The sequence below is a fragment of the Acinetobacter sp. UBA5984 genome (assembly GCF_002429925.1).
GTDB classification, from domain to species: domain Bacteria; phylum Pseudomonadota; class Gammaproteobacteria; order Pseudomonadales; family Moraxellaceae; genus Acinetobacter; species Acinetobacter variabilis.
The window spans coordinates 57,927-83,101 of the sequence record NZ_DJBE01000039.1 but is presented as its reverse complement, the minus strand read 5'-3'; the positions used below and the strand labels follow the sequence as shown (position 1 = coordinate 83,101).

Here is a 25,175-nt window from a genome sequence, read left to right as displayed (position 1 = left end):
TTTGGGGAGATTAAATTAACGTTCAAATCGAGTAATTTAGATTCAAACCCTTTTCTCCCCATCCGGCATTGGTGCTATATACGCAATCAGTAGCATGACCCCACCGGCCAGCAAGAATGAAATCACACGTGTCAGTGTACCGGTATGAGACAGGTCGAATAACACCAGCTTCAAGCTGACGATCACCAGAATACTGCCTCCTAAAATCCACATTGGTTTAAGCCTTTTTAGCGTAGCCGTCCACATGGTTGCCCAAGCCAACAATACCCAAAGAATCGTCAAGCTTAGCTGCACCGTAGCATTGCTCCATAATTCCAGACTATTAAATGGTATTTGCAGATAGATATGTAGGGCCCGTAATACAATATAGCTCGACAGCCATAACAGGCTTAGCACCATCAGTACCGACCTCATACCGCGATCGTGTCCTGCCCGAATCTGCTGCAACAGCATCCATAGGAAACTGGCAAGCATGGCCAGACTGATCAGATCAAATGGATTGAATAGAGGCAGCCAGTAATATTGGAAAGCTTGCTGGTTAAACAGCTGTGAGCATATTAACCAAGCTCCCATTAATACCAAGCAGTTTTTACTTTGCCAGAGTAAACGCCACTCTGAATTTTCTTTTTGTCGGTAACACCAGAACCAGAATACCAGAGGCAGAATTACCATACTGAGATAAGGCATGCTCGGTATTAGGCATAAACTGGCTAAAGCCAGGCTGGCAAAAACACCAAAGCTCATCCACTCTTTGGATAAATCAATCCCTTTCACCGGTCTTAACCATAAAGCAGCCAGCAATAATGATGAAAGTGCAAAGATTCCACGCTCCAAAGCACTTGGCCAGACCAGAATCCCATTTTCGCTATGATCAATAGCCAGCAAAATCGCAATGATCACCAATGGCGTAAGACTGCTCCATTTTGGCAATAACCAGCACCATTCCTGATGCTTGCGTTGTATGATTTCACTTAGAACCGTATAACCCAGTGCAAGACTGAATAAACTATAAATATAAGCCTGTTCATGAGCAAACTCATCTTCAAGCAAGGCAAACAACATCAGGGTCGAAGCAAAACTGAGAATGCTCAGAAAACTGATACTTAAACTATTCAGCTGCTGGCGATATTTGGCTTTAAGCTGACTCAGGAAGACGACGGTGACATAACAGAAGCTGAGAATCCAGAAAATTTCCCGCGGTGTGGAATTAAGCTCAATCAGATAGTAAACACTACTGAAGCCTGCCATGATCAGCAGTCCCATACTCAGATAATGCGCAACCCGAATATTCTTTTCCAATGCCCAGAGATAAATCAGTACGCCTTCAACTGCCCAACCGACTACGCTCCACTGCTCTGTCAATAAAATGGGGGGAACCAAAGCCAGAAAGATCAGCATCAGGCTGAGATAACTTTGGGAAATGACCTGAACACTTTCTCTACGACGCACTAAAGTCCAACAGATTGCAAATATCCCGGTAAATAACAGACTAAGCCCGGCTTGCCAAAGCTTCTGATCAGGCTCATTGAAATGAATGAGATACAGGAAAAGATAGGCGGTAATCGGTGCAGCGAAAATTAGGGCAAGATCCAGAACCGGTTTTAAACGAAAACGGGAAAGATCCTGCCGGGCCAGTAACTGGCTAAAGCGAAAGCCCAGCCAGATGAATACCGCACTATGAGCCAGAATCAGAGTCGTCATCGTATAACGTTCGTATGTATGACCATGAATCAGGCTATACATTCCACCTACTATGACTGTGACCAGAAAAGCAATCTGGTTCAGGATTTTCCAGGGCCGCAAACTGCTAAGTAACAGCACGCCGATATTAATCAGCAAATAATAACTGATGAACTCAACCGCAGAAGCATCCCGGGTCGGCAAGGTAAACGGCGCCAGATAGGCAATGAATAAGGCCATGACTGCCAGCTCAATACTTTCCTGTTTCAAGCTTAAGTACAGCGCAATTGCCAAAATGACCAAGAACACCAGAGCTGCCAGTGGCAACGTGGCAATCACCAGATTGTAATAGGCAAAGAACAAGGTCAGAAATAGTGCCCCTAATCCCAAACCTTCCAGTGCCAGACCGAAACTTCGATTTTTAGTGATCAGAGCAAAACCCAATCCGGTCACAACAACAGCAGATAAAGCGACCAGTCCTAATTTCACCACCAAGCTCAGTTGCCAGTGCTCTGTCGCAAAACGGAGTAATAAAATAATCCCAATGACCAGAATCGCGATCGCAGCTTTGAGAACTGGATTTCCGCGAAAAATCCACTGTTGGATCTGACCCAGCAATTGTGGTGGATCTGGACTAGCTTGAGCAGCAATAGGTAAAGGAATATCTGGTTGAGTGATTTCTGGATGTGTCTGATCTGCTGATCGGTAACGAGATTGCAACTGGATAATATTACGTTCCAAACGTTGTAGCCAGCGTAATAGAAAGAAAATCCAGGCGGTAATACCAATGCCCATGAGCCAGTTAAGCTCAGTCACGCCTCCGACAATGGCGATAATAGAAGAAATATATAGCGGTATTTTAGAATTGGCTGACATAATCACCTGCGTCGGTGCTGCCAGATCCCGCATGGGCGCTTCAATGGCACTGATATATTGCATCACGCTGATCAGGAAACCCAGACCAGTGAGATAAGTCACGATCTGCAATTCCAGATACCATGCACTTATTCCCACAATTACCAGACTAATCAGCCAGATCATACGCAATTCATTTTGCCCTGCCGTCATTCTTCTCGTTCTCGTTCCTTAACCATGTCATCATACAACAGCTTGTACTGCTTATTTCATCTTCACCCGATATTCGCTAAGCTGTAGAAACCGACTTGCCCCTGCGAGTGCAGTAAAAATCACGTACAATAAAACTGTTTTTTGAATAAGGAATTGATTACATGCCACCATTTGTCTTGGTCGATGGCTCTTACTTTTTATTTCGTGCCTTTCATGCACTACCACCATTAACCACGTCAACCGGTCTGCACACCAATGCAATTCGTGGTGCGATTTCTGCTATTCAAAAACTGATGCGCCGTACCCAGCCAACCCATATGGCGGTGATTTTCGACACGCCTGAACCGACTTTCCGTCACGAGCTATCACCTATTTATAAAGGTGACCGTCCGAGCATGCCGGAAGAACTGTCACAGCAAATTCCATACTTACATGCCTTGATTCGCGCATTAGGCATTCCCCTGCATATGCTGCCAGGTGCGGAAGCCGATGACATTATTGGTACACTGGCTAAACGTGCTGAAGCTTTAGGTCATCAGGTGCTGATTTCAACTGGTGATAAAGACATGGCACAGCTGGTAACTGATAAAGTGACTCTGGAAGACAGTTTCAAAGAAAAACCAATGGATGTTGATGGGGTTTTTGAAAAGTTTGGCGTATGGCCAAACCAGATCATTGACTATCTGACCCTGATGGGCGATGCCTCAGATGGTATTATGGGTGTGCCTGGAATTGGGGCAAAAACTGCAGCCAAATTACTCAATGAATATGGCTCGATTGGTGGCATTCTGGAAAATGTCGACAAGATCAAAGGTAAAGTGGGTCAGAATATTAAAGACAATACCGATGGCATTGCATTGGATCATCAATTGGCCAGCATCATTTGCGATCTGGATTTAAGCTTCACTTATGATGACCTGAAACTTCAGGACCCAAATGTAGAAGCTTTACGTAATCTTTATACTGAACTGGAATTCCGTAACCAGCTGCAATCACTGGACCATCCGAATAATCCAAACAATCGTAACTATAAACAGGCTACCCAATCGATTACTGCTAAAGCAGCACCTGAACCTCAGGAAGCCGATGAGCAGCAAGCGACACTGAGCAGTGATAACGATCAGCTTGGAGAAGCGACATATCATACTGTATTAACTCAGGAAGATTGGGACAAGCTGTTTGAACGTTTAAATACTGAAAAACGCTTTGCTTTTGATACTGAAACCACCAGCCTGGATTATCGTATTGCACAGATTGTCGGTTTTTCGGTGGCTTTTGATGCAGAGGATGCCTATTACGTACCNNATGAAGCCATTCAGAAAATTGGCCACCACCTGAAATATGATGCGCATGTTCTGGAAAATCACGACATTCATCTGGCGGGCTGGTATTTTGATACCATGCTGGCTTCTTATGTGCTCAACTCGGTTGCCACCCGTCATGGCATGGATGATGTGGCTCGTCTGTACTTAAGCCACTTAACCACGACCTATGAACAGGTGGCAGGTAAAGGCGCCAAACAAAAAACTTTCAATAAAATCGAGATCGAAGCCGCAGCACACTACTCCGCAGAAGATGCACATGTGACCTATCGTTTGTTTGAAGTACTGAGCAAAAAGCTTCAAACTTATCCTGAGCTGGTCAATATTCTACACAATATTGAAATGCCTGTAGCGCGTGTGCTGACCAGCATGGAAGAAAATGGTATCCGACTGGATCTGGCTTTCTTGGATCAACTCGGTTGTGAATTTGCTCAAACCATGCAGAATCTAGAAAATCAGATCACGGAAATAGCTGGTGAAGCGTTTAATGTCAGCTCTCCGAAACAGGTCGGTGAAGTTCTGTTTGATAAACTAGGCCTAAAAGGTGGCAAAAAGACCTCTACCGGTCAGTACAGCACCAGTGAAAGTGTGCTGGAAAAACTGGAACACCCGATTGCTGAACTGATTCTGGAATATCGGGGTCTGTCCAAACTGAAAAGCACCTATACCGATGGTCTATGCAAGCAGGCCAATAATGAGACCCATCGTGTGCATACCAGTTATCATCAGGCACTGACTGCAACCGGCCGTTTATCATCAACCGATCCAAACCTGCAGAATATTCCCATTCGTGCCGAAATCGGTCGTCAGATTCGTAAGGCCTTTATTGCGCCTGAAGGCCGTGTCTTACTCGCAGCCGATTATTCACAGATTGAATTGCGTCTGATGGCACATTTATCTCAGGATGATGCACTAGTAGATGCCTTTAACCATGGACAGGACGTGCACCGCCGTACCGCAGCTGAAGTTCTCGGTATCCCGCTTGAAGAAGTGACCAATGATCAGCGTCGTCAGGCTAAAGCCGTGAACTTCGGTCTACTCTATGGCATGTCTGAATTTGGCCTGACCCGTCAGTTAGGTTTTACTCGTCAGGAATCCCAGGAATATATCAAACAGTATTTCCGCCGCTATCCGGGAATTTATGAATATATGCAGCGTACCCGTCAGGTTGCATTGGAACAAGGCTTTGTCGAAACCATTCTGGGTCGCCGTTTGTATACGCCAGATATCGATACGCGTAACATGATGGTCCGCAAAGCCGCTGAACGTGCTGCGATTAATGCACCATTACAAGGTTCGGCTGCAGACATCATTAAAATGGCGATGATTGAGGTTGATAAAATGCTACCTAAAGATCAGGCCAAAATGCTGCTACAAGTCCACGATGAATTAGTATTTGAAGTCGATGAAGCAATTGCAGATGAACTGGCACCTCAACTGGCTGAAGTGATGCAATCCGTGATTGAAATCTCTGTGCCTTTGGTCGTGGAAGTTGGTAAAGGCATGAACTGGGATGAAGCGCATTAATACTAAAGCCCCTTCCTCCTTTTAGGAGGAAGGTTGGGATGGAGGTTATTTGAATTTATAGACCTTACCCTAACCCTTTCCTACAAGGAGAGGGAATTTTCTTGAAATAAAAAAGGACGCTTAGGCGTCCTTTTTCTTTGGGATCTGATTAAAGACCGGTTAGCAATACAATTGCCACCTGATTCATGATCATTTCAATTACGATCAATGCCAAAATTGCCAGAATTGGAGACAGGTCGATCATCCCCATATTCGGCATGATACGGCGGAACGGTGCCAATAATGGTTCTGCAAGTTCCTGAACCACTTCAATATAAGGTGAACGGGATTGGGTAAACATCACCACCCAGCTCAAAATAATCGTTGCAAAAATCAGGTAACGACAGAAGCGGATCAAATCCTGCATCATGGTGACGAAGGTTAGAATAAGCAAATGGATTGGACCATTTGGCATTCCCCCGGACAAATACATGATGCCAAAAATTTTCAGCAAATACAGCACGACTAAAAGTGCCAGTGCAGCAGTATTCACCCGGCCTTTACCTGCGGTTGGGAAAATACGCCCGAACACATCTACAATTTTAGTCGCTTTGACAGTAGATAGAACGACAGGATTATAAGGACTCACCGCGGCCAATTGCATTAAAAAGCGGAAGAATACGAGCAAAATCGCGACGTTAATGATAATGCCAAAAATTAGCGCAGAATTTGCACCCATACTTGAACGTTCCTAAAAATTAAACTGAAGATTATTTGCTATTGTCACTGAGCTCTTGGGCCAGTTCCTGACTACGTTTTTGCGCAGCAGCAAGCGCTGCCTGAATATTCTGAGAAATTTGCGCGCGATCAAATACTTCCAATGCCGCTTGAGTTGTACCATTCGGAGATGTGACATTCTTACGCAGCTCTGCTGGTGTATTAGAACTGGTGATCGCCATTTGCGCTGCCCCCAAAGCAGTTTGCAACGTCAATGCAGTAGCTACTTTTTCATCCAGACCTAAATTCTTGCCTGCACGAATCATGCTTTCCATCATATAGAAGAAGTAAGCAGGCCCTGAACCAGACACAGCAGTTACGGCATCAATCTGAGCTTCTGAGTTTACCCAAATTGTCAGGCCGGTAGAAGCCAAAATCTGACTCGCCAGCTCACGGTCATCACTACCAACTTCTGCATTGGCAAATAAACCATGTGCACCAGTCTGTACCAATGCGGGTGTATTTGGCATCACACGGACAATACGGTCAGTACCCAATAGCACAGATAGTGTTGCAATCTCGGCACCCGCAACAATTGAAATCACCAGCTTACCAGCAAGTAAACCTTGAAGTGGTTTTAACACACCAGCTAAAACCTGTGGTTTGACTGCAAACAGGACGATATCCGCATCTTTAATAGCAGCAATATTATCATCAGTGACATTGACTTCTTTTTCTGCAAGAAGTGAGCGTACTTTCTCAACCGGATCAGAAACTGTAATACGCGTTGCTGGCAACCCCTGCGAAATTAGCCCGCCAATCAAGGCTTGTGCCATATTACCGCCACCAATAAAACTAATATTACAATTTAAAGCTGCACTCATGTTTAATGCTCGTCGTTGAATTCTAAAGTTGAAGAAACCGAAATGGGTAGCCACCCCCCTGCCTCACAATATGCAGATTGAGCTAACCAAAATCCTTTAGGTGTAAACACGCCTAGCATAACATTATCTGTGCTTAATATTTGAATAGTATGCCGAGTCCAGGGAAATATTTGCGCTTCCTGAATGGCTTTTTTGAGCGGCCAGTGCCCCATCCGGCCATAGAGATGAATTTTTTCACCCCCCTTCCGTTGACGTAAATACAAGGGTTGTCCTAATAAAGTGGGAGACAATCCTATCTCAGCCCTTTGAATCCCGAATTGACCAGAAGGAAGATGAACCTGATTTTTATTCTGTAAAATGATCTGCTGTTCAGCTACGTTTAGCTGTTGATCAGCCAGATAAACTTCAGCTTTTAGGCGATGTAACTGCTGCTGATAACGCACGTAATAATAGCCCGACCAATGCAGCGCTGCCTGAGCATCCTGTTTCGCTTCGATTACTTCGGTCTGTACACGCTCAACCATGTCCAGAGAAGGACGATATTGTCCTTCGCCTTTCATCCAGACCGAGATTAACTGGCGCTGCCGTGCTTTGGATAAACTTGAGAATGAAGGTATATCGAGGATTTCGGCATTGCCACAGCGTTTCAGATCCTGCTCCAATACTTCTTGCAGAATGTTTTGCGCATCTTGCATCAGTTCACTGGTACGTGCCAAGGCGGACTGCATTTTCGGATAGCGATGACTTAAGACTGGCCATAGCACCTGACGTGCCCAAGCACGGTCATAATGGGTATTCTGATTGGTCGGATCTTCAATATTCTGGATGTTTAAATCTGCTGCCCATTGGCAAATCTGCTCACGGGAAATATCCAGCAGTGGCCGCCAAATGGTTAAATCGTGGCGTATATCGATCGCTTTCATGGCGGCCAGACCATCAATCCCTGCACCAGAAAGTAAGCGCAACATTAAAGTTTCTGCCTGATCCTGCTGATGATGAGCCAAGACTAGAACTTCATTGGGCTGAAGATGTTGTAAATAAGCTTGGTAACGCGATTGGCGAGCCTGAGATTCCAGATTGCCACTGGCAACATGGACCGGCTGAATGATGCAGGGAATATTTAGTTGCTGACACTGTTGCTGGACAAAAGTGCCCCATTCCCCGCTGATACTTTGCAATTGATGATCAACATAGATCGCACGGATTTTTCCCGGGCACAAAAAAAACATCAGATGCAGCAACAGCATGGAATCCACGCCGCCACTACATCCGATTAGAAATTTTGTCTCTGCAGGAAAGCCCTGCAGTTGCTTTAAGATGCCAGACCTAAATTGTCGCTGCCAAACTTCATTAAACGTTGGTAACGTGCTTCGCATCGTGCTTGTGGTTCCATTGCTTGCAGTTCATTTAAAGCTTCTTTCAGGACTGCTTTCAGTTGGTACATGACTTCATCCGGATCCAGATGTGCACCTTCACCTTCATCAACTACGTATTCAACAATGCCCATCTTCTGCAATTTTTCAGCAGTTAATGCCAAAGCTTCACTGGCTTGTTCCGCTTTTTCTGCAGTTTTCCACAGAATAGACGCACAACCTTCCGGTGAAATCACTGAATAAATACTGTGAGACAGCATCACTACACGATCTGCCACGCCAATCCCGAGTGCACCGCCTGAACCACCTTCACCCAGAACAGTGGCAATTACAGGTACTTTCAGATTAGAAAGTTGTGCCAAACTCGATGCAATCGCTTCAGCCTGACCACGCTCTTCCGCACCCACACCCGGGTATGCACCCATGGTATCAATAAAGGTGAAGACTGGCAGATTAAAACGTTCCGCCATATCGAGCAGACGCTGAGCTTTACGGTAACCTTCCGGGTTACTCATTCCAAAATTATGCTGTAATTTTTCACGGGTACTACGACCACGGTGCTGACCCACGATCATCACTGGTTGTCCATCGAAACGTGCCAGACCACCGATCATTGCGCCATCATCACCATAGAGACGGTCGCCATGCAAAGCATCAAATTCAGTGAATATTTCACCTACGTAGTCCAGAAATTGTGGACGTTCCGGATGACGAGCAATCTGTACTGTCGTCCATGCTTTTGATGGGGTAGCTTTATTTTTCATAGGTCAACCGTTTTCATCCCTATAAAGGTATTAATTAACAAATTGTTCAGATTGAACCGAGAGCTCGATCTCCCAATTTTTAAACTGCACCTGTTCATCATGCAGTTCAGCAATCAATAATGGCCATTGTTTGGCATCACCAGAAATGCTGAGCTGCCATTGTTGCGCATTCTTGACCTTAAGTTCAATGGCAGGAAGCATCTCATCACTACGACTGTGATTGACCAAAACCGCCAGACGCAACAGCAAACACAGCTGTAAAAGTTTAGTTCCACCGACTTTCATCACATCATGCTTGGCATCAGCGCGCAATTTACGGCGATGATGTGCGACCAAATGTGACAAATAATTCTGATCTACCTGCGAAAAACCGGCAATGTCAGAATGTTGCAACAAATAGGCACCGTGGCGGTGATAACCACTATGACTGATCGCTAAACCAATTTCGTGCAAATAAGCTGCACGACGAAGTAAATCACTGTCCTCGCTATATAGGCCAAGATCACCTGCTACATCATCAAACAGTTTTTGTGCAGTCTGCACTACACGTTCGGCCTGCTTGGCATCGGCATTATAACGACCAATCAAGGCATGGACTGAACGATCACGTATATCTTCATGCTTGAAACGACCCAAGAGGTCATACATCACACCTTCACGTAATGCTCCATCTGAATAGACCAGATGTGGAATATTCAGTACATCAAATACCGCATATAAAATGGCAATTCCTGCAGGCAAGACTGCACGGCGGTCATCTTTCAGACCTTCAAATTCCATGTCCGAAACATGCTTATATTTGAATAATTTGTCTTTAAGTTTTTCCAGACCTTCACGAGTGAGCTGTTCTTTATCATTGCTCCAGCCCATGTTGACACAGATCTGACGGCAAGCCTTAATCGTACCACTCGAACCAACCACCGCATCCCAACCGGCAGATTTATAAGTATTGGCAATGCCTGAAATTTCTTTACGTGCCGCAGTCACTGCCTTATCAAAAGCTTTATGGGTAATTTCACCATCAGCAAAGAATTTCTTGGTAAAAGTCACACAACCCATCTGAACTGATTCGGTATGAATGGGTTCAAATTCTTCCCCGATAATCAGTTCAGTCGAGCCCCCACCGATATCTACCACCAGACGACGGCCAGTATTGGGCATGGTATGTGACACACCGAGATAAATTAGACGCGCTTCTTCACGACCAGCAATAATTTCAATCGGTTTTGGTAAAATTTCAGCCGCTTTCTGAATGAACTCATGACCATTTTTGGCTTGGCGTAATGCATTGGTTGCCACAATCCGTAAACGGTTTGGTTGTACAGAACCCAAACGTCCGACAAAACGGGCCAGACAAGCTAAACCACGCTGCTGTGCGGCTTCAGTTAAATTTTTATTTTCATCCAGTCCCGCAGCAAGCTGAACCTTTTCTGACATTGATGCGACTTTTTTCACTTCGCCATGATCCACCCGGGCAATCGCCAAATGAAAACTGTTTGATCCCATATCGATGGCTGCGAGTAATTCTTCATCAATCAAAAAATCAGACATTCTAGAAATAAACCTTTTAAGAATTGTGCTTAGAGTAATTCACAACCATGCAATTTAAAAGCCATTTGTCAGGACAATTTCGCGTAATTATTTTTTTCATTTATAGGACAATTGTATGAGGCGATGGTGACTATCGTGATCATCCATTAGACAAAACAACATTAAAGCTTGAAAATTTACAGATTCCCCTACATTGTTAAAGATGGCTATGTAATACTAATAATTATAGTTATCTTTATAAAATTAATTTTGGAGCACTCTATGTCTGGCAACATCGTAAACACTACTGACGCAAACTTCGAAGCAGACGTTCTTCAATCAGACGTTCCTGTGCTGGTTGATTTCTGGGCTGGCTGGTGTGCACCATGTAAAGCTATTGCCCCTGTACTTGAAGTATTGGCTGATGAATATCAAGGCAAAGTGAAAATTGTCAAAGTTGACGTAACGTCTTGCGAACAAACTGCTGTGAACTTCAATATCCGTAACATTCCAGCTTTATTGATGTTCAAAAATGGTGAAGTCGTAGCGACTCAAGTCGGTGCAGCACCAAAATCTAAATTGACTGCATTTATTGATCAAAATATCTAAGCACTAAATGTTCAACTAAAAATACGCGACCAAAGGTTGCGTATTTTTTTCGTCTATAAATTGACAAAAACCTGTTTCTCTCTTATATTTCAACTTCAAGAGATAAAGGATGCTAAATCCTGTCAGTTTCTTACAAGACACATTACATAACATGCCGCTCGGCAATAGAAATTGTTTTCACATTTCTCTTTGAAACAATCAAACAGACCTCTGAATTGTTCTTGTGCAAATTCAATTGCTTTCGTTTGAATGCTTATATGCGGCCGAATGTTACTCCCTTTCTAACCTATACCTTAGAACTTTGATTCTATCTGACCACCTATGAATTTAACCGAACTCAAGAAAAAACCGATTGGCGAACTCATCAAGATTGCCGAGTTTATGGGCCTTGAAGGTATGGCTCGTAACCGTAAGCAAGACATTATTTTTGCCATCTTAAAACGCCATGCGATGAATGGCGAAGAGATTTTTGGTGATGGCGTTCTAGAAATTTTGTCAGATGGTTTTGGCTTCTTACGCTCTGCAGCAGGCTCTTATTTGGCAGGTCCTGACGATATCTATGTCAGCCCATCACAAATTCGACGCTTTAACCTGCGTACCGGTGACACCATTACGGGAACCATTCGTCCGCCTAAAGAGGGTGAGCGTTATTTTGCTTTGCTTAAAGTCAATCAGATTAACTACGATACCCCAGAGAATTCACGTAATAAAATCCTGTTCGAAAACTTAACTCCATTGTTCCCTACTGAACAATTAGTGATGGAACTTGGTAATGGTACGACTGAAGATTTAACTGCACGTGTCGTCGATCTGGTGGCACCCATTGGTAAAGGTCAACGTTCGATTATCGTAGCACCACCAAAAGCTGGTAAAACCATGCTATTACAGAACATCGCGCAATCGATTGTTCGTAATAACCCTGAATGCTTCCTGATTGTCCTTTTGATTGATGAACGTCCTGAAGAAGTCACCGAAATGGAACGTACTGTTCGTGGTGAAGTGGTCGCCTCTACCTTTGATGAATCCCCTGCCCGTCACGTTCAAGTGGCTGAAATGGTGATTGAAAAAGCTAAACGTCTGGTTGAACACAAGAAAGATGTGGTGATTCTGCTGGATTCGATTACCCGTCTGGCACGTGCATATAACACTGTGATTCCTTCATCAGGTAAGGTACTGACCGGTGGTGTAGATGCACATGCACTTGAGCGTCCTAAACGTTTCTTTGGTGCTGCACGTAATATCGAAGAAGGCGGTTCTCTTACAATCATTTCTACTGCACTGATTGAAACCGGCAGTAAAATGGATGAAGTGATCTACGAAGAATTCAAAGGTACAGGTAACCAGGAAATCACGCTGGATCGCCGTATTGCGGAAAAACGCGTATTCCCTGCGATGAATATCAAGAAATCCGGTACGCGTCGTGAAGAACGTTTAATGTCCGAAGACAAACTGCGTAAAGTCTGGATTCTTCGTAAACTTCTGCATACCCAAGATGAACTGGTCGCGATGGAATTCTTGCTTGACCGCATGAAAGAAACCAAAACCAATGATGATTTTTTTGATCAAATGAAACGCAAAGCATCGAACTAAAATTATCAGAAAGGTCACCATTCAAGGTGGCCTTTTTTTTATGGTTGACGTATGTTACACAATAAAACAATGTACTGAGTTATCTGTAAACTTCTTTTTAAGTTTTTGATTATTAAAGTAAACAAATAAATAACTGTATAATTTTTATAAGCTTAATAAGCCTTTCTCCAATCTATATCTTTCAATTAATTGTTATTTTCTGTTAAAAAACCCTTAATTTTTATCGTTTTTTCGCTGTTTTTGATGCTCACCTAGTAGCAATTAAAAATGCGCAGTGATAGCATATTTGCAGACCAGTTAGACTGCTCCTGCGTTGTTAGTCCCTAACATTATTAGGAATAATAAAAGCATATTACAGCCTGACTTTGGTTTTTTTTAATCTCAATTTTTTAGAGAGTGATGCCATGTTATTCAAAAAAATCGCTATTGCTGCTGCAGTTGCTACTACTTTAGCTTTCGTTGGTTGTGCTAAAAAAGCTGACGACGCTGCTGCTGACGCTAACCAAGCTGCATCTGAAGCTGTAGAAGCTGCTTCTGAAGCTGAAGCTGCTGCTGACGCTGCTGCTGTAGAAGCTACTTCTGAAGTTGCTGCTTCTGACGCTGCTGCTGTTGCTGAAGCTGACGCTGCTGCTGCTGTTGCTACTGACGCTGCTGCTGACGCTACTGCTGCTTCTGAAGCTGCTGCTCAATAATCTTTACGATTATTCAGTACAAAAAAGAGAGCCTTTGGCTCTCTTTTTTTATGTAAAAAATAAAAATGTTAGATATAAAAAAAAAGCAGATCAATTGATCTGCTCATTCCCCACACGTTGACGGAACTTCTGCCCCGCGCGGAACGTAACAACACGGCGTGCAGAAATCGGAATCTCTTCACCCGTCTTCGGATTACGGCCTGGACGTTGGCGCTTATCACGTAACTCAAAGTTACCGAAACCCGATAATTTTACTTGTTCGCCCGAGATTAGCGCTTGGCTAATCTCATCGAAAAACAACTCGACCATTTGTTTAGCTTCACGACGGTTTAAACTCGTGAGCTCACTTAAATGATCAGCCATTTCTGCTTTTGTTAATGCTGTCATGAAGCCCTCAATGTCGCTTGGTAAGTGTTTTCCAACACCTGAAGGATATTATCCATACCTGATTTAATTTCAGCATCTTCCAGTGTACGGCTTGGATGCTGCCAGAGAAGTGCAAATGCCAGTGAGCGTTTCCCTTCTTCTACTCCTTGTCCAGTGTACACATCGAACAACCATGTCGAGCCTAGCAGCTCTCCACCTGTTTTTTCGATAAGTCCCTGAATTTCGCTAACATTAATCTTATCACTAATTAAAAGCGCAATATCACGTCGAACCGATGGAAAACGTGATAATTCTGTAAAATTAGATACATAAGTTTGCAAAACAGCCGATTGATCTAATTCAGCGACCCAAGTCGTCGCCAAATCGAGTTCGTCTTCAAGTGAGGGATGTAAACGACCTAAATAACCAATTGACTGACCATTCACTAAAATTTCTGCAGATTGACCAGGATGTAACCAGCTACGTTCAGAACGTACATATTCCACATCCAGACGCGCAGCTGCCAGAATTTCCTCAATGTCACCTTTGAAGTCAAAGAAATCCATTGGCTGTGCTTTACCATGCCAAGTTTCAGGCGTACGTGAACCAGTAGCAATCAAGGCAAAAGTTGGAATCTGTTTCAGATCATGAATTGAAGCCGCATTCTGGTAATCAAAACGCAGACCGAGTTCGAAAAAACGTACACGGTTCTGCTGGCGATTGACGTTGTACTGTACACATGGAATCAGGCTAGACAGTAAAGTTGAACGCATCACTGCCAAATCGCTTGAAATTGGGTTAGCCAATGCCAATGGATTGACTTCTGGATTTAACTGTTTTTCCAGTTTCAGGTCAGCAAAACTGAAGCTGATCGCTTCCTGATAGCCCAAGGTCACGGCTGTTTGACGAAGCTGAGTCAGTTCGAATTGGTCTTCATATTTCGCCAATTTCACATCAATGACCGGTAAGCTGATTTGAATATTGTCATAACCGTGAATACGGGCAACCTCTTCAATCAGGTCTTGGTAAATTGCCATGTCATAACGGTGGGATGGCGGAATCACTGACCACTGACCTTCAGCTTTTACAGTCACTTCACAACCTAAACGCGTTAAAGCATATGTAATGAAATCTGATTCAACTGTATAACCTAATAGTTGATCGACTTGCGCTTGTTCTAACTCAATCGCTTCACGCTTTGGTAACAGCTCTGTTTTTTCAGCTACAATGATTGGACCAAACTCACCGCCTGCAAGCTCAGCAATCAACTGAGAAGCACGATGCATTGCAATCATAGGAAGTTCGAAATCGACACCACGTTCATAACGTTGTGACGCATCAGTATGTAGACCGAAACGACGAGCACGGCCCGCAATATGCAATGGCGCAAAGAATGCTGATTCCAGGAAGATTTCAGTGGTTTCATCAGTTACTGATGAAGACAAGCCCCCCATAATCCCTGCAATCGCTAATGCTTTTTCATCATCTGCGATTACCATCACATCATCTTGCAGTTCAACTTCCTGTTCATTTAATAGAACAAGCTTTTCACCTGCAGTCGCTTGACGTACATGTACTGAACCCTGAACCTTACCGCCATCAAACGCATGTAGAGGTTGACCCAGTTCCATTAATACATAGTTGGTGATATCGACCAAAATGCTGTGCTGACGGATACCAGCGCGGACTAATGCACGTTCCATCCACTCAGGAGTTGGTGCTTTGGTATTTACATTTTTGATGATACGGCCCAAATAACGTGGGCAACCTTGAGTTTCAACAACGACTTGCTTTTGATCGGTGATGGTTGCAGCTACTTCTTTAATTTCAGGTGGAGTTACCAGCAACTGGTTAATCACACCAATTTCACGTGCGATCCCGCGAATGCTGAAACAGTCACCACGGTTCGGAGTGATGCTGATATCAATCACGTTGTCATCAAGGTCTAAATATTCACGAACATTCACACCCACCGGTGCATCTGCAGGCAGTTCTAACAAACCATCGATTTTATCTTCAAGATCGATTTCTGAAGCACCGCATAGCATGCCTTGAGATTCAACACCACGCAGTTTGCCTTTCTTGATTTTAAAATCGCCTGGTAATACTGCACCGATGGTAGCTACTGGTGCTTTCATACCCGCACGTACGTTAGGTGCACCACACACGATTTGTAGAGGTTCACCTGAACCAATGTTTACAGTGGTAACACGTAAACGGTCGGCATCTGGATGCTGTTCGACAGTCAGGACTTCACCAACAACCACACCTGTAAACAGTTTTGCCGCAGGTGCAATTTCATCCACTTCAAGACCAAGCATAGTCAACTGGTCAGACAGTTTTTCGCTATCGATGGCTGGGTTAACCCATGTGCGCAGCCAATTTTCGCTAATTTTCATTTCTTTAAAACCTATAAATTAATCTTTTAAATCCCCCTCTAACTCCCCCTTTTTACAAAGGGGGAGAACCCTGAGTCACATAAGGACAGCCCCCTCTCCTTTTAGGAGAGGTCAGGGAGAGGTTTAAATCCTTTAAGCAAACTGGCGTAAGAAACGCACATCGTTTTGATAGAACATACGCAGGTCATTAATGCCATAACGCAACATTGCAAAACGTTCTACACCTAAACCAAATGCAAAGCCTTTGTATTTGTCGGGATCAATGCCCGCAGCGCGAAGTACATTTGGATGCACCATACCGCAACCTAAAACTTCTAACCACTTGCCACGTTCATCCATAATATCCACTTCAGCACTTGGCTCAGTGAACGGGAAATAAGACGGACGGAAACGTACTTTCAAATCTTTTTCGAAGAATTCATTCAGCAGGTTAACCAATAAACCTTTCAATTCAGCGAAGCTGGTATTTTCAGCAACGTATAGGCCTTCGATCTGATGGAACATTGGTGAATGCGTCTGGTCAGAGTCACAACGATATACACGGCCTGGACACACAATACGGATTGGTGGCTGCTGGGTTTCCATGGTACGAATCTGCACACCTGAAGTATGCGTACGCAATAAATGGTTTACATCAAAGTAGAAAGTGTCGTGCATGGCACGTGCAGGGTGATGGCCCGGAATATTCAATGCTTCGAAGTTGTGATAGTCATCTTCAACTTCTGGACCAGTCGCTACTGTAAAACCTGCTTTGGTAAAGAATTGACAGATACGTTCTTGTACTTGGGTCACTGGGTGGATGCTGCCCACCTGTTGGCCACGACCGGGCAAGGTAATATCAATTGTTTCACTAGCAAGCTTTTGCTCTAGTGCAGCTTTCTGCAGTTCAGCCTGACGTTGTGTCAAAGCACCCGTGATAGCTTCACGAACTGCATGAATTTGTGCCCCAAACGCTTTACGTTGTTCAGGATCCATTTTCCCCAGCGACTTAGATTGTTCCGCGAGCTGGCTTTTTTTCCCCGTAAATTGCACTCGTACTTGATCAAGTGCAGCAAGGTCTTGAGCTGCTGCAATCGCAGCGAGCGCTTCAGTGGTCAGGGCTTCCAGTGACATAGTAACTCTCAAAGCAACAGGTTAGAAATATTTTTAAAAAACCCCATATTCTAACAGTTTTTAGGCGAGTTGATGAAGTGCGCTTTTAATGAAAATTAGAATAGCATCATGAATTATAAAAAGTATAAGATAAACATAATATCAATCAGATCAAATCACTATGGCACTCGATCAAATTTGGAAACAGCAACTGACCCTCGTCACTTATGGCAATGAGTTTTTAACTCAGGATCTCAGTTTCAGCCGCTGGCTGAATCACTCCATTTTTAATCAGTACCATTTAACTTTTCGTGATCTGATTTCCCAGCATTTACTGGCACAGCACTTTCAAATCTGGCTTGAAGGCCTGAAAAAACAAGGTGTTCGTCGTATTAGCCTGCATTCTTCACACTTGCTGGAAGATGAAAATAACCCTAATGCCAATGTCGAGCTGGTTCCTTTGGCTCATGTGATTATCAGTCATCATGCTCAAGGTAAAACCGCCTGGATGATCGGTAAGGAGCTGGCTGAATGGTATACCGCTGATAATGATTATGAAGCACCAGAAGCTCAGAAGTCACCTTTACGTCATGAAGTATTCTGGCGTTATGAACTGAACAGTAAACTGGCTAAAAGAATTGATACTGATCTGGTACAACCAAACTGGGATGATATTCATTCCTATACTGAACAGGAATTATTTGCACACCATTTAGCTCAAGGATTTACTGAGCCTGCTTATACTGGATTGCCTTATTACGGTACTACCCCAACGATTCAGTCTCACTCAGAAAATCCGAGTCACCTAGCTTTGATTCCAACGGATTATTCATCTGATTATGCTCATCAGACCTTATATCGTCTGGATGCATTAAGTGATTTTATTCAGACTAAGATTCAACACCCTTATAATGATGATGGTCAGGTACTAAATCCGGAGCAGCAATTAAACCTGCGCCACTTTGCGCAAAAAATTGATGAAATCAGTGCCAAGTTTATTGTGAAAGTGGCCAATCATTATAAAACTGCACAACTTACTCCTAAAGTGGCGCCTGATCCTTTTGCGGGCATGAATACTGAAGATCGCGCAGTCAAAGTCTCTAAAGCCGAACGACCACAAAGTCACCATAAAACCGGTGCTTCAAGTGTGATCAAACTGATTCTGATCACGATTGTGATCTGTTTGATTGGCTACTATTTCGGGCTTTAATAAAATATATTGTCTATAAATAATCACTTTGGCTTGGTGGAGACTTAATCTCCACCAAATCAATAAATAAATGATTTAAAAAAATCAAAGATCCCACTGATTTCATTTAAGCATAAAAAAAGACCGCTAAAAGCGGTCTTTTTTCTAAGTCATAAAGACTTATGCAGCCAACGCATCTTTAGCTTTAGAAGCTAGAGCTGCAAACGCAACTGCGTCATGCATAGCGATGTCAGCAAGTACGCGACGGTCGATGATAACCTGAGCTTTTTTCAAGCCAGCGATCATACGGCTGTACGATAAACCGTTTTGACGTGCACCAGCGTTGATACGCGCAATCCATAGAGCACGGAATTGACGTTTCTTCTGACGACGGTCACGGTAAGCGTATTGACCAGCTTTGATTACCGCTTGGAACGCTACGCGGTAAACGCGTGAACGAGCACCATAGTAACCTTTAGCGCGAGCAAGAATTTTTTTGTGACGGCGATGAGCCTGTACACCACGTTTTACACGAGCCATTTATAATCTCCTTAGATGTACGGGCACATACGACGAACTGAAGCAACGTCACTTACGTGAACCATTACACAGCCGCGCAATTGACGAATACGCTTAGCAGATTTTTTGGTCAAAATGTGGCGTTTGAACGCTTGTTTACGCTTAAAACCGTTAGCAGTCGCTTTGAAGCGTTTAGCTGCACCACGGCGAGTTTTCATCTTAGGCATAACAACCTCTTTTGAACACCTGTTCGGCACGTCTGCACCATTGCAAGAACGCCCTGCAGGTAAGGGAGCCGATATTCTAATGCATCTTTGCTTAAAACAAAAGCACTAGTCTTTTTTTCTTGATGAATCTGCAAACTTAACATTTTTTACGATAAGAATTGGATGATGAATTTATATACTGCTTGCGATATCACTTTATAATTTGTCAATTTTTTCAGTTGCAGCTCTTTATGCACATTCAGCCCGATGCGTTTGCCGCACTCCGTTATCGAGACTTTTCTATTGTCACCTTAAATCAGTTTTGCCTGACTTTAGCCATTCTGATTCAGGAAATTATTGTTGCCTATTCTCTATATCAGATTACCAAAGACCCGCTAACCTTAGGACTGATTGGTCTGGCAGAAGCCATTCCTTTTATTTCCCTCTCCTTATGGGGCGGATATATCGCGGATCGCTTTAATAAACAGACTATTATGAAAATCTGTTTATTTTTCGCCATTCCGATGCCGCTTATTCTCTGGTCACTGTTTCATTATCACGGCTTGGGAAACCTCAGCGCCAGTCAATTGTCTTGGGGAATTTATGCCGTCATTTTCTGTCTGGGTACCATTCGTGGCTTTTATAATCCTTCAGCAACTTCACTGAAACCCTTTCTGATTCCACATGCACTTTATGCCAATGGAGCGACCTGGACCACTATTGGCTGGCAAAGTGGGGTAATTATCGGGCCGATGCTCGGTGGTTTTATGCTGGCGTTTTTAGGTCGGGAAACCAGTCTTCTAACTGTCGCAGTACTGGTCAGCATCTGTTTTGTTCTGATTAACTTATTGCAAAAGCGCGATTTTCCTAAAATTGAAACTGAAAATGTCCTGCATAGTCTGGGTGATGGTTTCCGTTTTATCTGGAACAGCAAAATTGTACTATGGTCGATTTCCCTAGATCTGGTTTCGGTACTGTTTGGTGGGGTGATTGCCCTCTTACCGATTTTTGCAGAGGATATTTTAAAGGTTGGTCCTGAAGGTTTGGGGTATTTACGGGCTGCCCCTTCAATTGGCGCACTGATAACCATGATTGCCCTGACCCGTTTTCCGCCTACGCAACATGCCTGGCGTAATATGCTGCTTGCAGTCGCAGGATTCGGAGTCTTTACCCTGCTATTCGCCTTTTCTAACTCGATGTGGCTATCTCTGTTTGCTCTTGCCATGACTGGCGCCTGTGACAGTATTTCTGTAGTGATTCGCCAGACGATTTTACAGATTTACCCACCCGATAATATGCGTGGCCGGGTTGCTGCAGTAAACGGCATGTTTGTCTCATCCAGTAATGAACTGGGTGCTTTTGAGTCCGGTCTGGCTGCGAAATATATGGGCACAATTATGGCTACAGTGTTTGGTGGCAGCATGACCCTACTGGTGGTGGCCATCAGCTGGGCAAGAACCAAGGATCTGTTTGGAATTGATATTACCAAAGGGACTGAAAAATAATTTTTAGTTCTGATGTGCGTAGGATTTTCAATCAGGAAAATATTGTGCACTAATGATGAATACAAATAAAAAGAGGCTTTACGCCTCTTTTTTAAAACATCGCATACGCCCAATAGACAAATAAATAACGTCCTATTTTGGCGACACTGACTATCAAGATAAAACGGGCAAAATTTTCCTTGAGCAAGCCAGCAATTAACGTAATTGGATCGCCAATAATCGGCACCCAGCTCAGCAATAATGACCAATAGCCGTATTTCTGATAGGTACTTTGGGCTTTAAGCATCTGCTGCTCAGAGACTGGAAACCATTTTTTATGTTTATATTGCTCAATCTTAAACCCCAGATACCAGTTCACACAGGAACCCAAGATATTTCCAGCACTTGCGATCATGATAAGTAAAGCCGCCGAATAGCTCCCTTGCCATAATAAACCCAGCAAAACCGCTTCCGACTGCAGCGGTAATAAAGTGGCTGCACCAAAAGCGGCAAGAAAGAGCAGAAACAGGGACATCCCGAGACTAACGGCTTAAACCCAGTTTTTTCTTGGCTTTAAGATATTCCCAATTCGCCCAGAATATAGCCATAACCATGACCAAAATACGTGACCATTGATATTTCTGGGTGATCGGCTCAAGAGCTGCATTTAAAATCTGGCGATCTTTGGTATTCAAGGCGCTGATCACCTGATCCACATGCACAATTTCAGCAATGAACAGCAGCAGACAAGCCGCAATACCGAAAATAATACTCCAGTAAATTCGAGGATTCGTTTCCACGATTTTAGTAAAGTTCAGGAAAAAATCTTTCATACACCCACCCAATAAAAAACCACCCAAAGGTGGTTTAATCTACTTTTATCTAGTTTAGCACAAAGGCCAGACTTATCTGACCTGTATTGCTAACGCTCTTTGCACCGCTGGACGCGCAGTCAGGCGTGTCACATATTCCTGTACTTCCGGATAATCTGCCAGATCAATCTGCTGCCATTCATGACGTAACACCCATGGCAAAATAGCCATATCCGCAATCGAATACTCACCGGCTACATACTTCTGACCAATCAGCTGTTTGTTCAGAACCCCGTATAGACGCTTGGTTTCATTGACATAACGATCAGTGGCATACGGGATACGCTCAGGAGCGAAACGGCTAAAATGATGATTCTGTCCCAGCATCGGACCCAAGCCACCCATTTGCCACATTAGCCATTGCTCAACTTCAACACGTTGCTGCTCATCATCCGGATAAAACAGGCCGGTTTTACGACCCAAATATTGCAGAATCGCGCCAGATTCAAAAACTGAAATCGGTTCGCCACGCGGGCCATCCTGATCCACGATCGCAGGAATTTTATTGTTCGGAGAGATACGTAAAAAATCAGGTTGAAACTGGTCATTTTCCAGAATATTGATTGGGAAAATTTTATATTCCAAGCCCATTTCTTCTAATGCGATGGTAATTTTATGTCCATTGGGCGTTCCCCAATAATATAGATCAATCATGTGATTACCTGTTACCTTTTCGTTTTTACATGACATTATTGAAACTTGATCTAGTTATAGCATGATTTAAAGCCCCACTTCCGCATATTTTGTTATAGATTCGGCAGTAAAATCGCTAAATTCAAAGCATTATTTTTAGCTCAAGATGGGTTCAAATATTTTTAAATCTTGAGTCTTGAAAAGCTTCGCCTCAATCCTATATTAGAAATAGAGCAATGATCTATTCAGGAGATTGTTTCTAATCACTGAGTTCATATTTAAGAATTGCATGTTGTTTATAAAACTTTTCTGAGATCAGGAGGTAAGATCAATGAGCAATTTCAGTCTTAGCCCACTATTCCGTCGTAGTATCGGTTTTGACCGCTTTAATGACCTTTTTGATTATGCAATGCAAAGTGAGGCACCAAACTATCCGCATTACAACATTGAAAAAACCGGCGACAACAATTACCGCATTGTAGTTTCTGCTGCCGGATTCAATGAAGACCAGCTAGAGATCAATCTGGAAAATCAGGTTCTGACCATTAGCGGTAAAGCGATGGAAGAAAATTCAGATACGGCTGTGGAATTCCTACATAAAGGTATCGCCCACCGTTCATTCAAGCTGTCTTTACGTCTGGATGAACATGTAGAGGTACAACACGCTGAATTTGAAAATGGTTTATTGAAAATCGAATTGCAGCGCAATGTGCCGGAAGAAAAATTGCCTCGTCAGATTCCGATTGGCAAAAAACTGTTAGCTGAAAAAAATAAATCTAACGAGCAGCAAAGCTGATCAACAATCAAAAGAAAGGCCCGAACGGGTCTTTCTTTTTTAGGACAGAATCCTTAAGCTTGAAAGTGTTCAATTTTCATCCATCATAAAAATAACAATATGAACACATCAGACATCATTCTGTTTCATCAAAGTGCCCAGACGATGAAACATATGGGACTTCTCCTTCTTTGCTATCCCATTGGGATTTTGATGACTTTGTACCTTCATACTTCAGATCCTCCTTCCAGTTTTGTTCGAGGATTGATATTTTTATGGCAGGAGTCTCCAAGCTTTTATGGCTATATGCTAGGTTTCCTGATGCTATCGCTCTTGGTATATAGCATTAAACTAAAAATCACCTCGCGGACAATTTATTACACTTTGGCAGGATACCAGATCAGTCTGTGTTTATATCGTGAAACCGTCCATTACAGCTTTATCAATCCCCAATATGATTCAATTAAGGCACGTACCAAACGCTGGCTAACCAGACTTCCCGCTCATCAAATTAATCAGCGAGATGGCACGCTCGATTTTATTCTTTGTCAGTCCAGTTGGCGCGACCGGCTCTGTTTAAGATTATTCCGGATTCATTTATCGATGTTTTCTCGTCAGCAAGCTAAGGAAATTATTCAAGCCATGTACAGTGCTTGGAATTTAAGATCATAAAGGCTGATTCAAAAACACTTTTAATTATATGGGTTAAGCTGAAAGAAATTTATCTCATCAGATTTCAAAGGATAAAAGCAGTTATTAAAAAAATGGTGTTCTGGTTAGGACTTTCCCCTATCACTACATATATTTGATTTACATAAAATTTCGGCTATGCTTTTTCTGAAACAGAATAAAACATTCAATAAATACCATAGATAAGAAAATCTGCCGTAGGTGCACTATGAATTATGTCCGTCGCAACGCCCTGAGTCCTTTCATGCTATTGAGCTTGCTGTTCTTTTTATTGATTGTCATTTTACTGCTATTGTTTGGCTGGCCACATTATAAAGTTTGGAAACAAGGCATGGATGGTCAGGCAGCATTGGCTGAAGCAGAACAATCCAAAATGATTCAAGTGCAAGTTGCAAAAGCGGAACTGGAAAGTGCCAAACTGCGTGCAGAAGCCATTAAACTCGTTGGGCAGGCAGCTAAAGATTATCCTGAATATCGCAAGCAGGAATTTATTGGTGCATTTGGTGAAGCCCTACGAGAAGGTCGTATTCAACAAATAATTTATGTACCCACTGAGGCCAATATTCCGATTGTAGAAGCAGGAAAATCCTACCCTGCTCAATAAAAGATTAAGTTACCTCATAAAAAAGCCCTGCAAATACAGGGCTTTTTTCATCAAGAGATGCTTACTTTTTCTTTTTAGGACCAAGCAGCATACCCATTTGACGACCTTCCATTTTTGGTGCTTGTTCAACTACACCATATTCAACTACGTCTGCTTCAACTTTTTGCAGTTGAGCCAGACCCAGTTGCTGGTGAGCCATTTCACGACCACGGAAACGCAGGGTAATTTTTACCTTGTTTCCTTCTTCAAGGAATTTGATGATTGCACGTAGTTTTACGTTGTAATCACCTACATCTGTCGCAGGACGTAGCTTGATTTCTTTCACCTGGACTTGATGCTGTTTTTTCTTCGCTTCTTTCTGCTTTTGTTTCAGATCAAACAAATGCTTGTTGAAGTCCATGATTTTGCAGACAGGTGGCTCAGCATTGGCTACGATCTCAACAAGATCAAGATCGGCAGCTTCAGCTGCGCGCAATGCTTCTGCAAGGTTAACAATACCTTTTTGCTCACCATTTTCGTCTACAAGACGGACTTCTTTTGCACGAATTTCATCATTCAAGGCAGGACGGTTTGATTTTCCGCCCTGTTGATTACGGTCAGGCTGTTTAATC

At 43.2% G+C, this 25,175-nt stretch carries 24 protein-coding genes; 9 read left to right on the top strand and 15 right to left on the bottom strand.

Translation table 11 applies throughout. From position 1 onward, the window contains the following. Window positions 1-42: 42 nt before the first annotated feature. Window positions 43-2,748, bottom strand: a complete 2,706-nt coding sequence (locus B3J29_RS05960; protein ID WP_005233956.1) for a DUF2339 domain-containing protein — start codon at window positions 2,746-2,748, stop codon at window positions 43-45. Between the two features lie 161 nt (window positions 2,749-2,909). On the opposite strand from B3J29_RS05960, the gene polA reads away from it, so the two are divergent. Beyond that, on the top strand, window positions 2,910-5,597 hold the full coding sequence (polA, locus tag B3J29_RS05955) for a DNA polymerase I (RefSeq protein WP_286964599.1): 2,688 nt from the start codon (window positions 2,910-2,912) through the stop codon (window positions 5,595-5,597). 148 nt (window positions 5,598-5,745) lie between these two features. Here the strand turns inward: polA and B3J29_RS05950 are convergent, their stop codons facing one another. The 5 genes from B3J29_RS05950 to ppx are packed head-to-tail and all read right to left on the bottom strand — an operon-like array spanning window position 5,746 to window position 10,865. Then, window positions 5,746-6,315 carry a YggT family protein gene (locus tag B3J29_RS05950; protein ID WP_004783550.1) on the bottom strand — a complete coding sequence of 190 codons (570 nt, stop codon included), beginning with the start codon at window positions 6,313-6,315 and terminating at the stop codon, window positions 5,746-5,748. Between the two features lie 31 nt (window positions 6,316-6,346). Continuing rightward, window positions 6,347-7,177, bottom strand: coding sequence for a pyrroline-5-carboxylate reductase (proC, locus tag B3J29_RS05945; RefSeq protein WP_005233951.1), 831 nt, complete (start codon window positions 7,175-7,177; stop codon window positions 6,347-6,349). Between the two features lie 2 nt (window positions 7,178-7,179). Next, a complete protein-coding gene (gene tilS, locus B3J29_RS05940; protein ID WP_082188703.1) occupies window positions 7,180-8,553 on the bottom strand; it encodes a tRNA lysidine(34) synthetase TilS in 1,374 nt (457 codons plus the stop codon). Next, on the bottom strand, window positions 8,490-9,314 hold the full coding sequence (locus tag B3J29_RS05935) for an acetyl-CoA carboxylase carboxyltransferase subunit alpha (RefSeq protein WP_004783557.1): 825 nt from the start codon (window positions 9,312-9,314) through the stop codon (window positions 8,490-8,492). Before B3J29_RS05935 ends, tilS begins: the two co-directional genes overlap by 64 nt. Before the next feature lie 30 nt (window positions 9,315-9,344). Next, a complete protein-coding gene (gene ppx, locus B3J29_RS05930) occupies window positions 9,345-10,865 on the bottom strand; it encodes an exopolyphosphatase (protein WP_005233947.1) in 1,521 nt (506 codons plus the stop codon). Between the two features lie 261 nt (window positions 10,866-11,126). Here ppx and trxA point away from each other — a divergent pair, with 261 nt between their 5' ends. From trxA to B3J29_RS05915, 3 genes are all read left to right on the top strand, one after another. Beyond that, the gene (gene trxA, locus B3J29_RS05925; protein WP_005233946.1) at window positions 11,127-11,453 is read left to right on the top strand and encodes a thioredoxin; all 327 of its coding nucleotides are present in this window, start codon (window positions 11,127-11,129) and stop codon (window positions 11,451-11,453) included. 321 nt (window positions 11,454-11,774) lie between these two features. Then, window positions 11,775-13,043: a transcription termination factor Rho gene (rho, locus tag B3J29_RS05920; RefSeq protein ID WP_004783562.1), complete on the top strand. Its 1,269-nt coding sequence runs from the start codon at window positions 11,775-11,777 to the stop codon at window positions 13,041-13,043. A 404-nt stretch (window positions 13,044-13,447) separates the two neighbouring features. Then, the gene (locus tag B3J29_RS05915; protein ID WP_005233936.1) at window positions 13,448-13,735 is read left to right on the top strand and encodes a hypothetical protein; all 288 of its coding nucleotides are present in this window, start codon (window positions 13,448-13,450) and stop codon (window positions 13,733-13,735) included. Window positions 13,736-13,825: 90 nt separating this feature from the next. On the opposite strand, the gene B3J29_RS05910 is transcribed toward B3J29_RS05915, so the two are convergent. The 3 genes from B3J29_RS05910 to pheS all read right to left on the bottom strand — a co-directional run bounded on the left by B3J29_RS05910 (window position 13,826) and on the right by pheS (window position 17,613). Continuing rightward, complete coding sequence (locus B3J29_RS05910; RefSeq protein ID WP_004783565.1) at window positions 13,826-14,122, bottom strand: integration host factor subunit alpha; 297 nt, start codon at window positions 14,120-14,122, stop codon at window positions 13,826-13,828. Further along, complete coding sequence (pheT, locus tag B3J29_RS05905) at window positions 14,119-16,500, bottom strand: phenylalanine--tRNA ligase subunit beta (RefSeq protein WP_286964597.1); 2,382 nt, start codon at window positions 16,498-16,500, stop codon at window positions 14,119-14,121. Before pheT ends, B3J29_RS05910 begins: the two co-directional genes overlap by 4 nt. 132 nt (window positions 16,501-16,632) lie before the next feature. After that, window positions 16,633-17,613: a phenylalanine--tRNA ligase subunit alpha gene (pheS, locus tag B3J29_RS05900; protein ID WP_005233932.1), complete on the bottom strand. Its 981-nt coding sequence runs from the start codon at window positions 17,611-17,613 to the stop codon at window positions 16,633-16,635. A 160-nt stretch (window positions 17,614-17,773) separates the two neighbouring features. Between pheS and B3J29_RS05895 the strand changes: the two genes are divergently transcribed. After that, entirely contained in the window at window positions 17,774-18,802 is a 1,029-nt protein-coding gene (locus B3J29_RS05895; RefSeq protein WP_005233930.1) for a hypothetical protein, read from the top strand. 159 nt (window positions 18,803-18,961) lie between these two features. Here B3J29_RS05895 and rplT read toward each other — a convergent pair whose 3' ends face one another. Beyond that, on the bottom strand, window positions 18,962-19,321 hold the full coding sequence (gene rplT, locus B3J29_RS05890; RefSeq protein ID WP_004647525.1) for a 50S ribosomal protein L20: 360 nt from the start codon (window positions 19,319-19,321) through the stop codon (window positions 18,962-18,964). A gap of 11 nt (window positions 19,322-19,332) precedes the next feature. Further along, window positions 19,333-19,527 (bottom strand): 50S ribosomal protein L35, encoded by a 195-nt coding sequence (gene rpmI, locus B3J29_RS05885; RefSeq protein WP_004278281.1) that lies wholly within the window; start codon window positions 19,525-19,527, stop codon window positions 19,333-19,335. Between the two features lie 230 nt (window positions 19,528-19,757). Here rpmI and B3J29_RS05880 point away from each other — a divergent pair, with 230 nt between their 5' ends. Continuing rightward, entirely contained in the window at window positions 19,758-21,011 is a 1,254-nt protein-coding gene (locus tag B3J29_RS05880; RefSeq protein ID WP_262735831.1) for an MFS transporter, read from the top strand. Between the two features lie 91 nt (window positions 21,012-21,102). On the opposite strand, the gene B3J29_RS05875 is transcribed toward B3J29_RS05880, so the two are convergent. From B3J29_RS05875 to B3J29_RS05865, 3 genes are all read right to left on the bottom strand, one after another. Continuing rightward, window positions 21,103-21,525, bottom strand: coding sequence for a YqaA family protein (locus B3J29_RS05875; RefSeq protein ID WP_005233925.1), 423 nt, complete (start codon window positions 21,523-21,525; stop codon window positions 21,103-21,105). A gap of 7 nt (window positions 21,526-21,532) precedes the next feature. After that, window positions 21,533-21,823: a hypothetical protein gene (locus tag B3J29_RS05870; protein WP_034580699.1), complete on the bottom strand. Its 291-nt coding sequence runs from the start codon at window positions 21,821-21,823 to the stop codon at window positions 21,533-21,535. Between the two features lie 72 nt (window positions 21,824-21,895). Beyond that, window positions 21,896-22,516 (bottom strand): glutathione S-transferase N-terminal domain-containing protein, encoded by a 621-nt coding sequence (locus B3J29_RS05865; protein WP_004783581.1) that lies wholly within the window; start codon window positions 22,514-22,516, stop codon window positions 21,896-21,898. A 310-nt stretch (window positions 22,517-22,826) separates the two neighbouring features. Here B3J29_RS05865 and B3J29_RS05860 point away from each other — a divergent pair, with 310 nt between their 5' ends. From B3J29_RS05860 to B3J29_RS05850, 3 genes are all read left to right on the top strand, one after another. Beyond that, window positions 22,827-23,291: an Hsp20 family protein gene (locus B3J29_RS05860; RefSeq protein WP_005233921.1), complete on the top strand. Its 465-nt coding sequence runs from the start codon at window positions 22,827-22,829 to the stop codon at window positions 23,289-23,291. 99 nt (window positions 23,292-23,390) lie between these two features. Next, a complete protein-coding gene (locus B3J29_RS05855; RefSeq protein WP_262735830.1) occupies window positions 23,391-23,942 on the top strand; it encodes a hypothetical protein in 552 nt (183 codons plus the stop codon). Between the two features lie 262 nt (window positions 23,943-24,204). Continuing rightward, window positions 24,205-24,564, top strand: coding sequence for a hypothetical protein (locus B3J29_RS05850; RefSeq protein WP_373687226.1), 360 nt, complete (start codon window positions 24,205-24,207; stop codon window positions 24,562-24,564). A gap of 61 nt (window positions 24,565-24,625) precedes the next feature. Here the strand turns inward: B3J29_RS05850 and infC are convergent, their stop codons facing one another. Further along, a complete protein-coding gene (gene infC, locus B3J29_RS05845; RefSeq protein WP_081402664.1) occupies window positions 24,626-25,174 on the bottom strand; it encodes a translation initiation factor IF-3 in 549 nt (182 codons plus the stop codon). Window position 25,175: the final 1 nt, after the last annotated feature.

Bases quoted from the DNA above. Each gene is read 5' to 3' on its own strand.
- B3J29_RS05960 (WP_005233956.1), bottom strand. From the start codon at position 2,748: ATGACGGCAGGGCAAAATGAATTGCGTATGATCTGGCTGATTAGTCTG.
- B3J29_RS05950 (WP_004783550.1), bottom strand. From the start codon at position 6,315: ATGGGTGCAAATTCTGCGCTAATTTTTGGCATTATCATTAACGTCGCG.
- proC (WP_005233951.1), bottom strand. From the start codon at position 7,177: ATGAGTGCAGCTTTAAATTGTAATATTAGTTTTATTGGTGGCGGTAAT.
- tilS (WP_082188703.1), bottom strand. From the start codon at position 8,553: ATGCGAAGCACGTTACCAACGTTTAATGAAGTTTGGCAGCGACAATTT.
- B3J29_RS05935 (WP_004783557.1), bottom strand. From the start codon at position 9,314: ATGAAAAATAAAGCTACCCCATCAAAAGCATGGACGACAGTACAGATT.
- ppx (WP_005233947.1), bottom strand. From the start codon at position 10,865: ATGTCTGATTTTTTGATTGATGAAGAATTACTCGCAGCCATCGATATG.
- trxA (WP_005233946.1), top strand. From the start codon at position 11,127: ATGTCTGGCAACATCGTAAACACTACTGACGCAAACTTCGAAGCAGAC.
- rho (WP_004783562.1), top strand. From the start codon at position 11,775: ATGAATTTAACCGAACTCAAGAAAAAACCGATTGGCGAACTCATCAAG.
- B3J29_RS05915 (WP_005233936.1), top strand. From the start codon at position 13,448: ATGTTATTCAAAAAAATCGCTATTGCTGCTGCAGTTGCTACTACTTTA.
- B3J29_RS05910 (WP_004783565.1), bottom strand. From the start codon at position 14,122: ATGACAGCATTAACAAAAGCAGAAATGGCTGATCATTTAAGTGAGCTC.
- pheT (WP_286964597.1), bottom strand. From the start codon at position 16,500: ATGAAAATTAGCGAAAATTGGCTGCGCACATGGGTTAACCCAGCCATC.
- pheS (WP_005233932.1), bottom strand. From the start codon at position 17,613: ATGTCACTGGAAGCCCTGACCACTGAAGCGCTCGCTGCGATTGCAGCA.
- B3J29_RS05895 (WP_005233930.1), top strand. From the start codon at position 17,774: ATGGCACTCGATCAAATTTGGAAACAGCAACTGACCCTCGTCACTTAT.
- rplT (WP_004647525.1), bottom strand. From the start codon at position 19,321: ATGGCTCGTGTAAAACGTGGTGTACAGGCTCATCGCCGTCACAAAAAA.
- rpmI (WP_004278281.1), bottom strand. From the start codon at position 19,527: ATGCCTAAGATGAAAACTCGCCGTGGTGCAGCTAAACGCTTCAAAGCG.
- B3J29_RS05880 (WP_262735831.1), top strand. From the start codon at position 19,758: ATGCACATTCAGCCCGATGCGTTTGCCGCACTCCGTTATCGAGACTTT.
- B3J29_RS05875 (WP_005233925.1), bottom strand. From the start codon at position 21,525: ATGTCCCTGTTTCTGCTCTTTCTTGCCGCTTTTGGTGCAGCCACTTTA.
- B3J29_RS05870 (WP_034580699.1), bottom strand. From the start codon at position 21,823: ATGAAAGATTTTTTCCTGAACTTTACTAAAATCGTGGAAACGAATCCT.
- B3J29_RS05865 (WP_004783581.1), bottom strand. From the start codon at position 22,516: ATGATTGATCTATATTATTGGGGAACGCCCAATGGACATAAAATTACC.
- B3J29_RS05860 (WP_005233921.1), top strand. From the start codon at position 22,827: ATGAGCAATTTCAGTCTTAGCCCACTATTCCGTCGTAGTATCGGTTTT.
- B3J29_RS05855 (WP_262735830.1), top strand. From the start codon at position 23,391: ATGAACACATCAGACATCATTCTGTTTCATCAAAGTGCCCAGACGATG.
- B3J29_RS05850 (WP_373687226.1), top strand. From the start codon at position 24,205: ATGCTATTGAGCTTGCTGTTCTTTTTATTGATTGTCATTTTACTGCTA.